Annotated in this window: 15 protein-coding genes; 9 read left to right on the forward strand and 6 right to left on the reverse strand. The window is 69.2% G+C overall.

The genetic code is table 11. The features are described from left to right. Window positions 1-139 precede the first annotated feature (139 nt). The 4 genes from ACFW3F_RS00630 to ACFW3F_RS00645 all read left to right on the forward strand — a co-directional run bounded on the left by ACFW3F_RS00630 (window position 140) and on the right by ACFW3F_RS00645 (window position 4,427). A complete protein-coding gene (locus tag ACFW3F_RS00630) occupies window positions 140-910 on the forward strand; it encodes a DeoR/GlpR family DNA-binding transcription regulator (RefSeq protein WP_388053270.1) in 771 nt (256 codons plus the stop codon). Next, a complete protein-coding gene (gene pfkB, locus ACFW3F_RS00635; protein WP_388053272.1) occupies window positions 907-1,872 on the forward strand; it encodes a 1-phosphofructokinase in 966 nt (321 codons plus the stop codon). Before ACFW3F_RS00630 ends, pfkB begins: the two co-directional genes overlap by 4 nt. A 112-nt stretch (window positions 1,873-1,984) precedes the next feature. Continuing rightward, complete coding sequence (locus ACFW3F_RS00640) at window positions 1,985-4,096, forward strand: fructose-specific PTS transporter subunit EIIC (protein WP_388053274.1); 2,112 nt, start codon at window positions 1,985-1,987, stop codon at window positions 4,094-4,096. Window positions 4,097-4,166: 70 nt separating this feature from the next. Beyond that, window positions 4,167-4,427 carry an HPr family phosphocarrier protein gene (locus tag ACFW3F_RS00645; protein WP_388053276.1) on the forward strand — a complete coding sequence of 87 codons (261 nt, stop codon included), beginning with the start codon at window positions 4,167-4,169 and terminating at the stop codon, window positions 4,425-4,427. A 34-nt stretch (window positions 4,428-4,461) separates the two neighbouring features. On the opposite strand, the gene hflX is transcribed toward ACFW3F_RS00645, so the two are convergent. Genes hflX through ACFW3F_RS00665 form a run of 4 tightly spaced genes read right to left on the reverse strand, consistent with a single transcriptional unit; the run spans window position 4,462 to window position 8,605 of the window. Then, a complete protein-coding gene (hflX, locus tag ACFW3F_RS00650; protein ID WP_388053278.1) occupies window positions 4,462-5,919 on the reverse strand; it encodes a GTPase HflX in 1,458 nt (485 codons plus the stop codon). Between the two features lie 52 nt (window positions 5,920-5,971). Then, the gene (gene dapF, locus ACFW3F_RS00655; RefSeq protein ID WP_388053280.1) at window positions 5,972-6,883 is read right to left on the reverse strand and encodes a diaminopimelate epimerase; all 912 of its coding nucleotides are present in this window, start codon (window positions 6,881-6,883) and stop codon (window positions 5,972-5,974) included. Window positions 6,884-6,893: 10 nt separating this feature from the next. Beyond that, window positions 6,894-7,829, reverse strand: a complete 936-nt coding sequence (miaA, locus tag ACFW3F_RS00660) for a tRNA (adenosine(37)-N6)-dimethylallyltransferase MiaA (RefSeq protein WP_388053282.1) — start codon at window positions 7,827-7,829, stop codon at window positions 6,894-6,896. Then, entirely contained in the window at window positions 7,826-8,605 is a 780-nt protein-coding gene (locus tag ACFW3F_RS00665; protein ID WP_388053284.1) for a hypothetical protein, read from the reverse strand. The genes miaA and ACFW3F_RS00665 overlap by 4 nt, the downstream gene beginning before the upstream one ends. A gap of 226 nt (window positions 8,606-8,831) precedes the next feature. On the opposite strand from ACFW3F_RS00665, the gene ACFW3F_RS00670 reads away from it, so the two are divergent. Then, window positions 8,832-10,199 carry a DUF349 domain-containing protein gene (locus tag ACFW3F_RS00670; RefSeq protein ID WP_388053286.1) on the forward strand — a complete coding sequence of 456 codons (1,368 nt, stop codon included), beginning with the start codon at window positions 8,832-8,834 and terminating at the stop codon, window positions 10,197-10,199. 11 nt (window positions 10,200-10,210) lie between these two features. Here the strand turns inward: ACFW3F_RS00670 and ACFW3F_RS00675 are convergent, their stop codons facing one another. Further along, a complete protein-coding gene (locus ACFW3F_RS00675) occupies window positions 10,211-10,831 on the reverse strand; it encodes a hypothetical protein (RefSeq protein ID WP_388053288.1) in 621 nt (206 codons plus the stop codon). Between the two features lie 21 nt (window positions 10,832-10,852). Continuing rightward, window positions 10,853-12,385 (reverse strand): tRNA (N6-isopentenyl adenosine(37)-C2)-methylthiotransferase MiaB, encoded by a 1,533-nt coding sequence (miaB, locus tag ACFW3F_RS00680; RefSeq protein ID WP_388053674.1) that lies wholly within the window; start codon window positions 12,383-12,385, stop codon window positions 10,853-10,855. A gap of 134 nt (window positions 12,386-12,519) precedes the next feature. Here miaB and ACFW3F_RS00685 point away from each other — a divergent pair, with 134 nt between their 5' ends. From ACFW3F_RS00685 to ACFW3F_RS00700, 4 genes are read left to right on the forward strand one after another with little or no spacing between them, the layout of a single operon-like run. After that, a complete protein-coding gene (locus tag ACFW3F_RS00685; RefSeq protein WP_388053676.1) occupies window positions 12,520-13,248 on the forward strand; it encodes an amino acid ABC transporter ATP-binding protein in 729 nt (242 codons plus the stop codon). Window position 13,249: 1 nt separating this feature from the next. Then, on the forward strand, window positions 13,250-14,242 hold the full coding sequence (locus ACFW3F_RS00690; RefSeq protein WP_388053290.1) for a glutamate ABC transporter substrate-binding protein: 993 nt from the start codon (window positions 13,250-13,252) through the stop codon (window positions 14,240-14,242). A gap of 15 nt (window positions 14,243-14,257) precedes the next feature. After that, on the forward strand, window positions 14,258-14,935 hold the full coding sequence (locus ACFW3F_RS00695) for an amino acid ABC transporter permease (RefSeq protein WP_388053292.1): 678 nt from the start codon (window positions 14,258-14,260) through the stop codon (window positions 14,933-14,935). Then, entirely contained in the window at window positions 14,932-15,822 is an 891-nt protein-coding gene (locus ACFW3F_RS00700) for an amino acid ABC transporter permease (RefSeq protein WP_388053294.1), read from the forward strand. The genes ACFW3F_RS00695 and ACFW3F_RS00700 overlap by 4 nt, the downstream gene beginning before the upstream one ends. Window positions 15,823-15,830 lie beyond the last annotated feature (8 nt).

Here is a 15,830-nt window from a genome sequence, read left to right on the forward strand (position 1 = left end):
CTCACTCGACTACCGATGTGACCACCGTTACAAATAGTGCTTGACTTGTCAACACAAACAGGCGTAAACACAATTACTACAACATGCAATCCCACACGCCTCAACAAGCGGGGCGGCCGGAACCGGAGATCGGAGCGGTGTGTACGCCGAGGAGAGACAACAGGCGATCGTCGACGAGGTGCGCGTCGCGGGGCGGGCCTCCGTGACCGCGCTCGCCGAGAAGTTCGACGTCACCAGCGAGACCGTGCGTCGAGATCTCGCCGTTCTGGAACGCGCGGGACATCTGCAGCGAGTCCACGGGGGCGCCGTGCGCGCCGAGGTCATGCGTGCCCTCGGCGAACTGGGGATCGACGAGCGCGAGTCGAGCCAGATCGAGCAGAAGACCGCGATCGGCCGGGCGGCGATCCGGTTCCTGCCGCCCGACGGCGGTTCCGTGCTCTTCGACGCCGGCACCACGACCTACCGCGCCGCCGAGGCGACGGCACCCGACCGCCGGCTCACCATGTTCACCAACAGCCTGCCCATCGCCGGCCTGCTCGCGGGCACCCATCCCGATGGTCTGCACGCCCTCGGCGGCCGCGTCCGTGGTCTGACCCAGGCGACAGTGGGCGTCGAGACGGTGGACGCACTCCGCCGCATCCGCGTGACCACCGCGTTCATCGGGACCAACGGCCTGAGCGAGACCCACGGGTTGTCGACACCCGATCCCGACGAGGCAGCGGTGAAGGCGGCGATGGTCGCTGCCGCACAGCGGGTGGTGGTCCTCGCCGACAGCTCGAAGATGGATCGCGAGGACCTGTCCTCCTTCGCCGGCCTCGACGCGGTCGACGTTCTCATCACGGACGCCGGCATCGACCCGGCGTTCTCGGCAGCGTTGTCCGCGCGCGGCGTCGAGGTCGTGATCGCATGATCGTCACCGTCACCGCCAATCCGAGCCTCGACCGCACCCTCGAACTCGGTGCCCCACTCGCGCGCGGCGAGGTGCAACGCGCCGGCGTGGTCCGCACCGAACCCGGCGGCAAGGGCGTCAACGTGTCCCGCGTCGTCGCGGCGGCCGGACTGACCACCCGGGCCCTGCTCCCCGCACGGTCGGGCGACCCGCTGCGAACCGCACTCGACGATCTCGGACTCCCCTACGACGCGGTGCCCGTCGACGGCGAGGTCCGGACCAACATCACGATCGCCGAGTCGGACGGCACGACGACCAAGATCAACGCGCCGGGCGTCACCCTGACCACGCAGGATCGCGAGGCACTCGTCGGACTGATCCGCGGTCACGCCGACTCCGCGCAGTGGGTCACGCTGTGCGGGTCGTTGCCACCGGGCGTTCCCGACGACTGGTACCGCTCGCTCGCCGACGACCTCGTCCTCGCCGGCTGCCGGGTCGCGGTGGACACCTCGGGAGCTCCGCTCCGGGCCACCGTCGCCGGTCGTGTCGACCTGATCAAGCCCAACGAGGACGAGCTCGCCGAACTGACCGGCGCCGACCCGAGCACACTCCGAGAAGCGCTCTCGCGCAACGATCTCGGCCCGGTCGTCGATGCCGCGACCACGATCGCCGAGCAGATCGGGGGCAATGTCCTCGCCACACTCGGCGCCGTCGGTGCCGTCCTGGTCACCGCGTCCGGCATCTGGTCGGCGACCCCGCCGCCGATCGTCCCGCGCAGCACCGTCGGCGCCGGGGACTCGTCGCTGGCCGGCTTCCTCATCGCACAGAGCACCGGGGCCCCGCCCGCGGAGTGCCTTCGGTCGGCCGTGGCATACGGCGCGGCGGCCGCCTCACTCGCGGGCACCCAGGCGCCCACTCCCGACCACCTCGACCTCCCCGGCGTCCGGGTGACCGAACTGTCGGGAGCCGCTCGCATGACGTGACGGCGCCACCGCGGCTCACCGAAGCCCACTCCGTAGAACCCCGAATCACATCAGAACCCCGAATCCCATCCCACCCCGACCGCTCACCCCTTTCACCGACGAAGGACATCCCATGACCGAGCAGATCATCACCGCACAGACGGTGAGTCTCGACGTCGACGCCGGCGGCGATCCCGCCGCCGTCATCACCACGCTCACCGACGCGCTCGCCGCGGCCGGCCGGACCACCGACCCCGCCGATCTGGCGCGGGCCGCGCTGGACCGGGAGGCCAAGTCCGCGACCGGACTTCCCGGCGGTATCGCCATCCCGCACGCCCGCACCGCCTCGGTGACCGCGGCCAGCCTCGCCATGGCGCGACTGTCCCGCAAGGTCGATTTCGGCGCCCCGGACGGACCGGCCGATCTGGTCTTCCTCATCGCCGCCCCCGAGGGTGGTGCCAGCGCGCACATGAAACTCCTCAGCTCGCTGGCCCGCTCGCTCGTCCGCCCCGACTTCGTGGCCTCGCTCCGCGCGGCGGAGAACGAGGAACGCGTGATCGAACTGGTCAACGAGGCCATCGACCCCGCACCCGCCGCCCCCACAACACCGGCCACTGCAACCCCGGCCTCAGCGAGCGCGGCCGTGTCGACCACGAAGTCCGAGAACACCTCACCCCGCGACACCGAGGCCGCGGACGAGACCGCCGACCGGGCATCGGCGACGCCGCGCATCGTCGCGATCACCGCGTGCCCGACCGGCATCGCCCACACCTACATGGCCGCCGACGCGCTGAAATACGCCGCCGAGCGGGCCGGCGTCGAGTTCGCGGTGGAGACCCAGGGGTCCTCGGCCACGACCGCCTTCGAGCCGGACGTCATCGCCTCGGCCGACGCCGTCATCTTCGCCACCGACGTCGGTGTGAAGGGCCGCAACCGGTTCGCCGGTAAACCCGTCATCGCCTCGGGGGTCAAACGAGCCATCAACGAACCCGACGCGATGATCGCCGAAGCGGTAGCGGCGGGACGCAACCCGGACGCGGCGCGTGTCACCGGCGACGGCTCGGACGCCGACGCGGCAGACCCGTCGAAGTCCGGGGTGAGTCTGGCCGGCCGCACCCGCCAGGCCCTGATGACCGGTGTCAGCTACATGATCCCGTTCGTCGCCGCGGGCGGTCTCCTCATCGCACTCGGCTTCCTCCTCGCCGGCTACGAGGTCGCGAACACGAACCTCGACGACGGCGGAACCCTCAGCGACGGCGCCTTCATCGCGCTGAACAACAGTCTCTGGGATCTGCCGTCAGGCGGGCTCCTGCAGTATCTGGGCGCGGTGAGCTTCGCGATCGGCTCGGGGGTGATGGGACTCGCGGTACCGGTCCTCGCGGGCTACATCGCATTCGCGATCGCCGATCGCCCCGGCATCGCACCCGGTTTCGTGGCCGGCATCGTCTCGCTCGCGGTCGGAGCCAGCTTCATCGGCGCGCTGATCGGCGGCCTGATCGCCGGCGCGGTGTGCTTGTGGATCGCCCGAATCCCATTGCCCCAGTGGGCACGCGGGTTGATGCCGGTGGTCGTGATCCCGCTGTTCGGCAGCATAATCGTCGGTGGCCTGCTGTACATGGTCCTCGGCAAGCCGCTCGCCTGGCTCGCCGACCAGATGAACAGCGGACTCGAGAGCATGTCCGGCGGATCGGCCATCGCCCTCGGCATCGTGCTCGGTCTGATGATGTGCTTCGACCTCGGCGGACCGGTCAACAAGACCGCTTATCTGTTCGCCACCGCCGGCATCGCCGACGCCGCGACCGCCGGCGCCGCGCAGTACCAGATCATGGCCGCCGTCATGTGCGCCGGCATGGTGCCCCCGCTGGCGCTCGCCCTGGCCACCGTGGTCCGGCCCGGCCTGTTCACCGAGCCCGAGCGCGAGAACGGCAAGGCCGCATGGCTTCTCGGCGCGTCGTTCATCTCCGAGGGCGCCATCCCGTTCGCGGCGGTCGACCCGTTCCGCGTCATCCCGTCGATGATGGCCGGCGGCGCACTCAGCGGCGCACTCATCATGGCGTTCGGTGTCGAGCTCCGCGCTCCGCACGGCGGCATCTTCGTCTTCTTCGCGATGAACAGCTGGGTGCTCTTCCTCGTCGCGCTCGTCGCCGGTACCGTCTTGTCCGCCGTCCTCGTGGTCACGGCCAAGCAGGTCCACCGCAGTCGCGACGCCGCCGCCTTCGACGAACTCGAGGCGGTCGCCGCCTGACGACGCCACACGCCGCGACCCCCCGACACACTTGCACACTCAACTCAGAACAACACTCGAAGGAGTTCTCATGCCCAGCACCATCGTCACCGTCGGTTCCGCCGTCGGCCTGCACGCCCGCCCCGCCACGATCATCGCCGAGGCGGTCGCCGAGACCGGCAACCCGGTGACACTGGGCCTCGAGGGCGGCGACCCGGTCGACGCGGGATCGGCGCTGATGATCATGACCCTGGGGGCCGAGAAGGGCACCCGGGTGGTCGTGACGGCCGACGACCAGGCCACCCTCGACGCCATCGTCACGCTGGTCGAGAAAGACCTCGACGCGGACTAGGTCGGCCGCGGAGCCGTCCGCCCGAGAGACCCGTTCAGATCCGGAGGTCCGCGATCTCGCCCGCGAACGCGGCCGGGACGCGGACCTTCATCGTCGTGCCCGACTCGGTGTGCTCGGACGAGATGACCTCGCCTTCGCTGTGGATCCGCGAGACGACCTCACCACGGTGGAAGGGCACCTCGATGGTCATCTCCACGTCCTCGCGACCGACGAACTCGCGTACCCGCCCGAAGAGTTCGGGCAGGCCCTCGCCGGTTCGGGCGGAGATGAACACCGCATCCGAGCCGAGCGCACCGCGCAACTCGGTGAGGCGGTTGCCGTCGATGGCGTCGATCTTGTTGATGACGAGCAGCTCCGGCGGCGCGGTGACACCCTCCTCGGCGACGATGTCGTTGATGACCTGGCGGACGGCCGAGATCTGTTCCATCGGAAAAGCGTCCGCACCATCGACGACGTGGAGCAACAGGTCTGCGTCGACGACCTCCTCGAGCGTCGAGCGGAACGCCTCGACGAGCTGGGTGGGCAGATGGCGGACGAAACCGACGGTGTCGGTGAAGACGACCGCGCGCCCGTCGTCGAGGGTCGCACGTCTCGTCGTGGGGTCCAGGGTCGCGAACAGCGCGTCCTGCACGAGGACTCCGGCGCCTGTCATCGCGTTGACCAGACTGGACTTGCCCGCGTTGGTGTACCCGGCGACGGTGATCGTCGGGATCGAGCCGCCCTTGCGTGCAGCTCGTTTCGTGGTGCGCGCCTTCTTCATGCCGCGGATCTCGCGGCGCAGCTTGGCCATCCGTTCCCGGATACGGCGACGGTCGGTCTCGATCTTGGTCTCACCGGGACCACGTAGGCCCACACCGCCGTTGCTGCCCGCCCGCCCACCGGCCTGCCGGGACATCGACTCGCCCCAACCGCGCAGCCGCGGGAGCATGTACTCCATCTGTGCGAGGGAGACCTGCGCCTTGCCCTCCCGCGAGGTCGCATGCTGGGCGAAGATGTCGAGGATCAGCGCGGTGCGGTCGATGACCTTCACCTTCACCACCTTCTCCAGCGCGTTCAGCTGGGCGGGGGTGAGCTCACCGTCGCAGACGACGGTGTCGGCCCCGGTCGCGAGGACGATCTCGCGGAGCTCCTCGGCCTTGCCACTGCCGATGTAGGTGGCAGGGTCGGGTTTCGATCGACGCTGGATCACTGCGTCGAGGATCTGCGACCCCGCGGTCTCGGCGAGTGCGGCCAGCTCGGTCATGTTGGCCTTCGCGGCAGCCGCGCTGCCCTCGGTCCACACGCCGACCAGGACCACCCGCTCCAGCCGGAGCTGTCGGTACTCGACCTCGGTGACGTCGGTGAGTTCGGTGGACAATCCTGCGACGCGTTGCAGGGAGGCGCGCTCGGACAGCTGGAGTTCGCCGGTTGTCGGATCCGCGCTGACTGGTTCTGCGGCGTCTCGGACACCGAGATCGGCCAGGGACATGATGTGTGCTCGTGATTCGGTCATACGGGGTCCATGGTCTCATGTCCGCCCGGATGCGAGCACGTGAATATCGAGCTCAGCGCTCCCAGCCGGGCCGGAGCGCCCCGTCGGCCACGAGCATCGACGGCCCGCGCAGGGTGGATCCGTCCGGACGGATCGTCACGGTGACCTCACCACCGGGGATCCCGATGCGCAGCTCCCCGGCGTCCGCGCCCCGGCCGTCGAGCGCGGCGCGCGCCGCTGCGACCAGGCCGGTCCCGCAACTGCGCGTCTCCCCTACACCCCGTTCGAAGACCCGCATCCGCGCGGTCAGACAGCCGTCGGGCCCTTCGACCGGTGGGGTCAGCAGTTCGACGTTCGCGCCGTGCGGGAAGTCGTCGGCCTCGATGGTGACGCCGGCGCCGAAGTCGATCGCGTCGAGGTCGGCCGCGGTCATGTCGGCGACGACGCAGGCCAGGTGCGGATTGCCGACGTCGACCATCGCGCCGGGATAGATGTCGTCACCGATGCGGACCACCGACGAGCCGTCCAGGCGCGCCACGCCCATCTCCACCGTGACCTCGGCGTGTACCGCATCGAAGGAGTGGATGGTGACTCCCCGGGCGCCCGCGCGGGAACCGACGGAGAACGTGTCGGCGTCGACCAGTCCCGAAGCGCGCACGAAGTGGGCGAACACGCGCACGCCGTTGCCGCACATCTCGGCGACCGAACCGTCACCGTTTCGGTAATCCATGAACCAGTCGTCGTCGGACACGCCCGCGGGCAGGGCATCGAGGACACCGGCGGACACGAGCGCACCCGAACGCGCGACGCGCAACAATCCGTCGGCCCCGATCCCGCGTTGCCGATCACACAGGGCGGCGACCATCTCGGCGTCGAGAGACAGCTCGGCGTCGGGGTCGGCGAGGACCACGAAGTCGTTCTGGGTGCCATGACCCTTGACGAAGTGCAGGCCGTCGCTCGCACTGCTCTGCGGGGCGGAAGTCACGGACAACAGCCTACGGGGCGTTCGCGTCCACGACGCGCAGCGCTCGATCGAGGAGGTCGGGTGCCGCGGCGTCCAGCCATACGGCCCGGTGATCGCGACGGAACCACGACCGCTGCCGGCGGACGTACCGCCGGGTGCCGATGAACGTCAGTTCCTCCGCCTGCGCGAGGTCGTACTCGCCGTCGAGCGCCGCGAGGACCTGCTTGTAGCCGATGGCCTGCGACGCGGTCCGTCCCTCCCGGAGGCCGCGCGAGCAGAGATCCTCCACCTCGTCGACGAGTCCCTGGTCGAACATCGCCCTCGTGCGGCGACGGATCCGATCATCGAGTTCCTCGGTGTCGCGGTCGAGGGCCAGGATGATCGTGCCCCAGCGCGGCTCGCCGATCGTGGGCTGTGACGCGGCGAAGGGCGCACCGGTCAGCTCGACCACTTCGAGCGCACGCACGATGCGGCGGCCGTCGGTGGCGAGGATGGTCGACGCCGCGGCCGGATCGACCGAGGCGAGCAGCCGGTGCATCTCGCCCACCCCGCGCTCGTCGAGCATGCCCTCGTAACGCCGCCGGACCTCGGGGTCGGTGGCCGGGAACTGCCAGTCGTCGAGGAGTCCCTGGACGTACATCATCGATCCGCCGACGATCACGGGAACCCGTCCCGCGGCGCGCAGCCGGTCGACGTCGGCACGCGCGGCTTCCTGATAGCGCGCGACGGTGGCCACCTCGGTCACGTCGAGTACGTCGAGCTGGTGGTGCGGGATGCCGCGGCGTTCGCCGGGCGGGAGTTTCGCCGTTCCGACGTCCATGCCGCGGTACTGCTGCATGGCGTCGATGTTGACGATCTCGCCGCCGAGCCGCTCGGCGAGGTCGAGGGCGAGGTCGGACTTACCGCCGGCGGTGGGCCCGACGACCGCGACGGGGACGGGCTCGACCGGAGTGGATGGCGCGGTCACCGGTCGTGCTCGCCGTCGTCGACGATCCAGGTCGAGACCACGTAGCCCACGCCGAAGGGCGCGTCGGCGAAGTCGAGCACCGCCCGGGCAGGTCGATCGCCGACGAGTCCGGCCGCCACCTGCCAGGCGACCCGACCACCGACTCCCTCGGCGTCACACGTCTGCGGATCGAGCGCCGCCAGTATCGTCGTGTCCGCCGAACCGAGCGCGGCGACGATCGTGTCGGTCAGGGTCACCGCAGATTCCCGACGACCCCCACCGGGCGCCTTGTCGGTCAGGGCCGTCGATCCGTCCCCCACCACGAGGACCGCGACCCGCTCCGATGACGCGTCGAGCCCGGCGGCCAGCGCCGCACCGGTCGCGGCGCATTCCGCGGGCGGTGTCGTCGAACCGACACTGCACACGCGCAACGGGCCCAGCGACATCCGTCCGGCGATCCATCCGGCTATCAGGGCCGACAGGCTCATCCGTGAGACCGAACCGGCCACCGCCGCCCCTGTCCCCACCACCGGGTCCGTTGCCACTGCCGGGTCGATCGCGACCTCGACGTCGACGCCGAACCGCGCGAAGGTCCCCCGGCCCGGCTCGCACACAGGGCCGGGTCCCGCGTCGTCGGCGGTTCCGACGGCCACCCAGCGGTCGATGCCGAGCTCGTTCGCGGCCGCCACCGCATCGAGCGCGGCCCGACGCACCGGTTCGGTGTCGGGGGCGGCCGGTCCGGCCAGTTCGGGAACGAGCAGCGGAGCACTCGGAACGAAGACGACGGCCGCAAGCACACCACGACGCTAGTCGAAACCATCTGGCCCGCTCGCTCCGCTCCCGGCGCCGGATCCTCCGGCTCGCGACCCACCAACTCGGCACGGACGCCACATCGATGGGCCTGAACTGCTTGAATGGAACGGTACTGTCGGCGATCGCGAGGCGTAGGATGCCCCGCGAGAATCGACTCCAGGGACCGGCAGCCGTGACGCGCGGCACCACTGAGCGGCAGGACACGTGCACATGACCAACCCGATCGAATCGTCACCCGAGACCCAGCAGGCACCCGCGGGCGAGAGCGCACCGAGGCCGACTCCCAAACCCGGCCCGCGCCCCAAGCCCGGTCCGCGCCCGGGCGTCGCCACCGAACCGGTCGTCACGCACCTCGTCACAGCCGATCCCCACCGCTTCGGCCGGATCGACGAGTCGGGCGTCGTCTGGCTCAAGACCGCCGACGGGGAACGCGAGATCGGTTCGTGGCAGGCAGGCACGGTCGAGGAAGGACTGGCGCACTTCGGACGCCGTTTCGATGATCTCGCGACCGAGGTCGAGATCCTCGAGGAACGACTCACCGCCCGGTCGGGCGACCCTCGCAAGGCGCAGGCTGCCGCCAAGCACCTGCTCGACGAGCTGCCCAACGCGCATGTGATCGGCGACGTCGCCGCACTGCAGCGCCGGCTCGAGGCCATCGTCGGGAGCGCCGACGAGGTCGCCGAGACGATCCGCGCCGAACGCGAGAAGACACGGGCCGACGCCATCGCCCGCAAAGAAGTCCTGGCCACCGAGGCCGAGCAGATCGGCGCCGACGCGACCAACTGGAAGAGCGCGGGCGACCGGTTGCGCGAGATCCTCGAGGAATGGAAGTCGATCAAGGGCGTCGACCGCAAGACCGACGACACACTCTGGAAGCGCTACGCGAAGGCGCGCGACGCCTTCAACCGCCGGCGGGGCGCGCACTTCGCCGAACTGGATCGCGAGCGCGCCGGTGCGAAGGAGCGCAAAGAGGCGCTGATCGCCCGTGCCGAAGAGCTCTCCGGCTCCACCGACTGGGGCCCGACCTCGGCGAAGTTCCGCGAACTGCTCGGTGAATGGAAGGCCGCCGGTCGCGCCCCGCGTGACACCGACGAGGCCCTGTGGCAGCGGTTCAAGGCCGCCCAGGACGTGTTCTTCGGGGCTCGCAACGCGGCGTCATCGGAACGCGACGCGGAGTTCAGCGCGAACGCGACGGCGAAGATCGCCCTGCTCGACTCCGCCGAGAAGTCCATCGACCCGGCAACCGACCTCGACGCCGCCCGGCGCGAGTTCCGGTCGTTCCGCGATCAGTGGGATGAACTCGGCAAGGTCCCGCGCGACCAGATGCAGAGCCTGGAGGCCCGCGCTCGAGCGATCGAGAAGCGCATCCGCGACGCCGAGGACGCGCAGTGGCAGCGCACCGACCCCGAGGCGCTGGCGCGCGCGGCTCAGTTCGCCGACCGCGTGGCGCAACTCGAGGATCAGGCGCGCAAGGCCGCCGAACGTGGCAAGGACCGCGAGGCCGCGAAGCTCCGCGACCAGGCCGCGCAATGGCGCGAATGGGCCGACGCCGCGGAGAACGCCGTCACCGACCGCTGAGTCCGATCAGGTCAGGGCTGCTGCGGCTTCTTGTGATACAGCGCAGCGGCGTAGGCCTCCTGCTCGGCGGCCTGACGGCGCCGCTCGTCCTCGAGCGCGAGTTGGTACGAGCTGCGTGCCCACACGACGCGCGACCAGTGGAACGTGAGCACGAAGACCGCGATCCACCCCAGTACGAGACCGATGCCGACGCCCGAGGGCGGCTGGACGCCGCCCACTCCCGGGGTGTTGCGTGACCACCACGCCAACATCCCGGCGACGCAGGCGATGGCGCATCCGCACAGGGCGATCCACGCCAGGAACCAGCGCCGGGTGAGCAACGCGAGCATCGAGACGACGATCCCGAAGATCGTCACGAGGTAGACGAAGATCTTCGACACGATGGTGACGCGCTCGGCGTCCGCCTCGGGGGTGAAGGTGAGCACCTCCAGGCCGGTGACCGATCCGGTGTGCGGCAACACCATCGACACCATGGCGAGGACGACGGCCACGGCGACGACGACCGCGCGGGCTCCCGGGTCGATCTCGCCGGCGACCCGGCGCTCGGCCTTGCGCAGGTCGTTCTCGTACTGCTCGAACGCCGAATTCTCGGACGCCGAATTCCCGGACACTGATTCCTCGGACATGGTCATCGCCTCACTTCGTGATGGTGTTCAGCTGCCGCAGCCACTGCCGCAACCGGCGTCGGCCGGGACGGGAGCGGGGGCACCGACCCCCGGCAGTCCGAGCCCGACGCCGACCGGCGCGGTGGTGGGGGTACGACTCTGTTCGTGCGCGTCACCGGCTCGGGTCCGGCGATGCGCGAGGACGCCGGAGTCGGCGATCAGATGGTGCGGTGCGGCCGCGGTGAGCTGGGTGTGCACGAGGTCTCCCGGGCGGATTCCCGTCGCCGTTCCGGGGGCGAAGTGCACCAGGCGCCCATCTCGGGCCCGGCCGGTCATGCGCTGGGTCTTCGCGGATTTGCGCCCCTCGTCGGCGACGACGAGGAGTTCCACCTCGGTACCGATCAAGGCCTCGTTCTCGGTCAGGCAGATCCGCTCCTGGAGCGCGATGAGCCGACGATAGCGATCGGCGACCACGTCGGGTGGCACCTGGTCGGCCATCGTCGCGGCGGGTGTGCCGGGACGCGGCGAGTACTGGAAGGTGAATGCACTGGAGAAGCGGGCCCGCTCGACGACGTCGAGGGTGGCCTGGAAGTCCTCCTCGGTCTCGCCGGGGAACCCGACGATGATGTCGGTGGTGATCGCCGCATGCGGCATGGCCTCGCGGACCTTGTCGAGGATGCCGAGGAACTTGGACTGGCGGTAGCTCCGGCGCATCGCGCGCAGGATGCGGTCCGACCCGGACTGCAGCGGCATGTGCAGTTGCGGGCACACGTTGGGCGTCTGGGCCATCGCCTCGATCACGTCGTCGGTGAACTCGGCGGGGTGCGGGGAGGTGAACCGGACGCGTTCGAGCCCCTCGATGTCGCCGCAGGCACGCAGGAGTTCGGCGAAGGCGCCTCGATTGCGGGGCTGGTCGGGGTCGGCGAACGACATGCCGTAGGCGTTGACGTTCTGGCCGAGCAGGGTGACCTCGACGACGCCCTGGTCGACGAGGGCCTGGACCTCGGCGAGCACTTCACCCGGTCGCCGGTCGACCTCTTTGCCGCGCAGCGACGGCACGATGCAGAACGTGCAGGTGTTGTTGCACCCCACCGACACCGACACCCAGCCCGAGTAGGCCGAGTCGCGCTTGGCCGGGAGGGTCGACGGGAACCGCTCGAGCGCGTCGAGGATCTCCACCTGGGCGGCGTCGTTGTGGCGCGCACGATCGAGCAGCGCGGGCAACGAACCGATGTTGTGTGTGCCGAACACGACATCGACCCACGGCGCGCGCGACAGCACGGTGTCCTTGTCCTTCTGGGCGAGGCAGCCGCCGACGGCGATCTGCATGCCCGGCCGGTCCGACTTGACCGGTGCGAGATGAGACAGGTTGCCGTACAGCTTGTTGTCGGCGTTCTCGCGGATCGCGCAGGTGTTGAAGACGACGAGGTCGGCGGCGTCGTCCTCGGCGGCGCGCACGTACCCGGCGTCCTCCAGGAGACCGGCGATCCGCTCGGAATCGTGGACGTTCATCTGGCAGCCGTAGGTACGGACCTGATAGCTGCGCGCGGCAGGTGCTGCCTGCTCAGGCCGCTCCGACAACTCGATACTCACGCCTACGAGGGTACGGGGCGGAAGCAAATCGACTCCCACAGGACACCCGGGTCCACATCGGCGGATAGGGTTCCCCAATGACCGTTTCGCCGAGTAAGTCCGCGGACCCAGGGTCCAAGCCGATGATCGCGATGCGCGGGGTGCAGAAGCACTTCGGGTCGTTGCACGTCCTCAAGGACATCGACATCGAGGTCCCCGCCGGTCAGGTCGTGGTGGTCCTCGGACCCTCGGGTTCGGGCAAGTCCACCCTCTGCCGGACGATCAACCGCCTCGAGCCGATCGACGGCGGTGAGATCCTCGTCGAGGGTCAGGTCCTACCGGCCGAGGGCAAGGATCTCGCCCGGCTCCGCGCCGACGTGGGCATGGTCTTCCAGTCCTTCAACCTGTTCTCGCACAAGACGATTCTCGACAACGTCACCCTCGCGCCGATCAAGGTGCGCAAGAAGAGCAAGGACGAGGCCGCCAAGCGTGCACTCGAACTGCTCGAGCGCGTCGGCATCGCCAGCCAGAAGGACAAGTATCCCGCCCAGCTCTCCGGCGGCCAGCAGCAGCGGGTGGCGATCGCCCGCTCGCTGGCGATGGACCCCAAGATCATGCTGTTCGACGAGCCGACCTCGGCCCTCGACCCGGAGATGGTCAACGAGGTCCTCGACGTGATGGTCTCCCTCGCGAAGGAGGGCATGACGATGGTCGTGGTGACCCACGAGATGGGGTTTGCGCGCAAGGCCGCCGACCGCATCATCTTCATGGCCGACGGGGCGATCATCGAGGACTCCGATCCCGAGACGTTCTTCAACAACCCCTCGACCGATCGCGCCCGGGACTTCCTCGGCAAGATCCTGGGGCACTGACATGGCACGGGTACGCACCGCCGGGTTGATCCTGGCAGTCGGCGCGCTTCTCGCCACCGTGCTGTCGGCGTGTGGCAGCACCGAACCCCGCAACCTCCTCGACTCCATCCGCGAGGGTTCGGTCGTCCTGGGCGTCAAGTTCGACCAGCCGGGGCTCGGTCTGTACGAGCCGGACGGCAACGTCGAGGGATTCGACGCATCGGTGTCGCGCTATGTGGTCAACCACATCGCCGACGACCTCGGTGTGCCGCATCCGGAGGTCACCTGGCGCGAGACCCCCTCGGCGCGGCGCGAGGCGATGATCGACAACGGCGAGGTCGACCTGATCGCGGCCACCTACTCGATCAACGCCGCACGCTCGAAGAAGGTGTCCTTCGGCGGACCGTATCTCGTCACCTACCAGGGTCTGATGGTGCGCGCCGACGACAACTCGATCGACCAGCTCGCCGACCTCGACAAGGGCAAGAAGCTCTGTTCGGTGACCGGCTCGACGCCGGCGCAGAACGTCAAGGCACAGTTGCCCGCGGTCCAGCTGCAGGAGTACGACTCCTACTCGGCCTGCGTGGAGGCCCTGCGCCGGGACAAGGTCGACGCGGTCACCACCGACGAGGCGATCCTGGCCGGGTACTCCAACTTCTGGGAAGGCGAGTTCAAGCTCGTCGAGATGACCTACCTCAAGGACGCCTGCGTGAAGGACGCCCTGAAGACCGCCGGCAGCCCGTTCTCCACCGAGCGTTATGGCGTGGGACTGGCTCTCGACGACACCGAGTCGCGCGACGCCGTGAACAAGGCACTCGACGCCATGCTCGCGCCCGCCGTCGGCGACGAGTCCGCATGGAATGCCGCGCTGCGTGAGGCACTCGGCAACTCCTACGTGGACGAGATCATCGCTCGCGCGGACCGGCCGGACTCGAAGTTCCCCTACCTGCCCGATCCCGGCGACCTCGAGTTCCTCGATTCGCCGTCCACCCCGTGCCCGCCCGGGCTCCAGTGAGCGACGGAGCAACCGATGAATGACGTCTCTCTGTGGGAGAGCATGGGCCCGGAGCTGTGGCCCGCCTTCTGGGTGACCATCCAGCTGACCTTCTACTCGGCGATCGGCTCGCTCGTCTGGGGCACGATCCTCGCGGCCATGCGCGTCTCCCCCGTGCCGGTGATGCGCGGCTTCGCCGAGGTCTACGTGAACATCGTCCGCAACACTCCCCTGACCCTGGTGGTGCTGTTCTGTGCGATCGGCCTGTACCAGAACCTGGGGCTCACGTTCGCGCCGACGATCGAGTCGAACAACTTCTGGCTCGCCGTCCTGGCCTTCGTCCTGTACACCTCGACGTTCGTCTGTGAGACGTTGCGCTCGGGCTTCAACACGGTCCCGCTCGGTCAGGCCGAGGCCGCTCGATCACTCGGCCTCTCGTTCGTCCAGGTCTTCGGACTCATCGTGCTGCCGCAGGCGATCCGGTCGGTGATCGGTCCGCTGGGCAGCGTGCTGATCGCGCTGACCAAGAACACGACGGTCGCCTCGGTGATCGGCGTCGCCGAGGCGGCGGCCCTGATGAAGACCGAGATCGAGACCTACTCCGATCAGCTGTTCGTCATCTTCGGCGTCATCGCGGTCGGGTTCATGATCATCACACTCAGCGAGGGCGCCGTCTTCGGTTACCTCGCCAAGCGACTGGCGGTGAAACGATGAGTGCCGACTCGACGGTCCTGTACGACGCGCCGGGACCCCGCGCCCGGGCCCGGAACCGCCTGCTGGCGATCGCCTTCCTCGCGATCCTGGGTGCTGTCGCGATCTACGTGATCGCCATCCTCGCCGCCAACGAGCAGTTCACCGCCGAGAAGTGGTCGCCGTTCGTCACGTGGAGCACCTGGACCGGCTACATCCTGCCCGGCCTGTGGCGAACCCTGGCGGCCGCGGCGGTGTCGATCGTACTGTCGCTGCTGCTCGGTGCAGTGCTCGGCATCGGCCGTCTGTCCGAGCATCTCTGGGTGCGTTCGCTCGCGGGTCTGTTCGTCGAGGTCTTCCGGGCGATCCCGGTGCTGATCCTGATGGTGTTCACCTGGTTCCTGTTCGCCATCTACGGCATCTTCCCGTCGTCGGCGCTGGCCTTCGCGGCCGTCGTCACCGGCCTGACCCTGTACAACGGGTCGGTCATGGCCGAGATCCTGCGATCGGGTATCAACTCGCTCCCCAAAGGCCAGACCGAGGCGTCGATGTCGCTGGGCCTGCGCAAGAGCCAGATGATGCGCATCGTCCTTCTGCCGCAGGCGATCACCGCGATGATGCCCGCGCTGATCTCGCAGATGGTCGTGGCGTTGAAGGACAGTGCGCTGGGCTACATCATCGGCTACTCCGAGGTGGTGCGCAGTGGGTTGCTCTCGGCGTCGCGCTACGGCAACTACATCCCGGCACTGATCGTCGTCGCCATCATCATGATCCTGATCAACTTCGGGCTCTCGACCTTCGCCACCGCCCTCGAACGCCGTCTCCGGCAGGGGCGCCGGTCGTCCGCGCCGGACGCGGACCCGGAAGCGACCGAGCTCGCCGCGTCGGAGAACCTGCCGACCGGAAAGTGAGGCCGGCC

Source organism: Gordonia sp. NPDC058843 (assembly GCF_042743165.1).
In the GTDB taxonomy this organism is placed as follows: Bacteria; Actinomycetota; Actinomycetes; order Mycobacteriales; family Mycobacteriaceae; genus Gordonia.

Excerpts from the sequence above, each read along its gene's own strand:
- ACFW3F_RS00670 (WP_388053286.1), top strand. The coding sequence starts at position 8,832 with ATGACCAACCCGATCGAATCGTCACCCGAGACCCAGCAGGCACCCGCG.
- ACFW3F_RS00700 (WP_388053294.1), top strand. The coding sequence starts at position 14,932 with ATGAGTGCCGACTCGACGGTCCTGTACGACGCGCCGGGACCCCGCGCC.
- ACFW3F_RS00695 (WP_388053292.1), top strand. The coding sequence starts at position 14,258 with ATGAATGACGTCTCTCTGTGGGAGAGCATGGGCCCGGAGCTGTGGCCC.
- ACFW3F_RS00685 (WP_388053676.1), top strand. The coding sequence starts at position 12,520 with ATGATCGCGATGCGCGGGGTGCAGAAGCACTTCGGGTCGTTGCACGTC.
- ACFW3F_RS00690 (WP_388053290.1), top strand. The coding sequence starts at position 13,250 with ATGGCACGGGTACGCACCGCCGGGTTGATCCTGGCAGTCGGCGCGCTT.
- ACFW3F_RS00675 (WP_388053288.1), bottom strand. The coding sequence starts at position 10,831 with ATGACCATGTCCGAGGAATCAGTGTCCGGGAATTCGGCGTCCGAGAAT.
- hflX (WP_388053278.1), bottom strand. The coding sequence starts at position 5,919 with ATGACCGAATCACGAGCACACATCATGTCCCTGGCCGATCTCGGTGTC.
- ACFW3F_RS00640 (WP_388053274.1), top strand. The coding sequence starts at position 1,985 with ATGACCGAGCAGATCATCACCGCACAGACGGTGAGTCTCGACGTCGAC.
- pfkB (WP_388053272.1), top strand. The coding sequence starts at position 907 with ATGATCGTCACCGTCACCGCCAATCCGAGCCTCGACCGCACCCTCGAA.
- ACFW3F_RS00645 (WP_388053276.1), top strand. The coding sequence starts at position 4,167 with ATGCCCAGCACCATCGTCACCGTCGGTTCCGCCGTCGGCCTGCACGCC.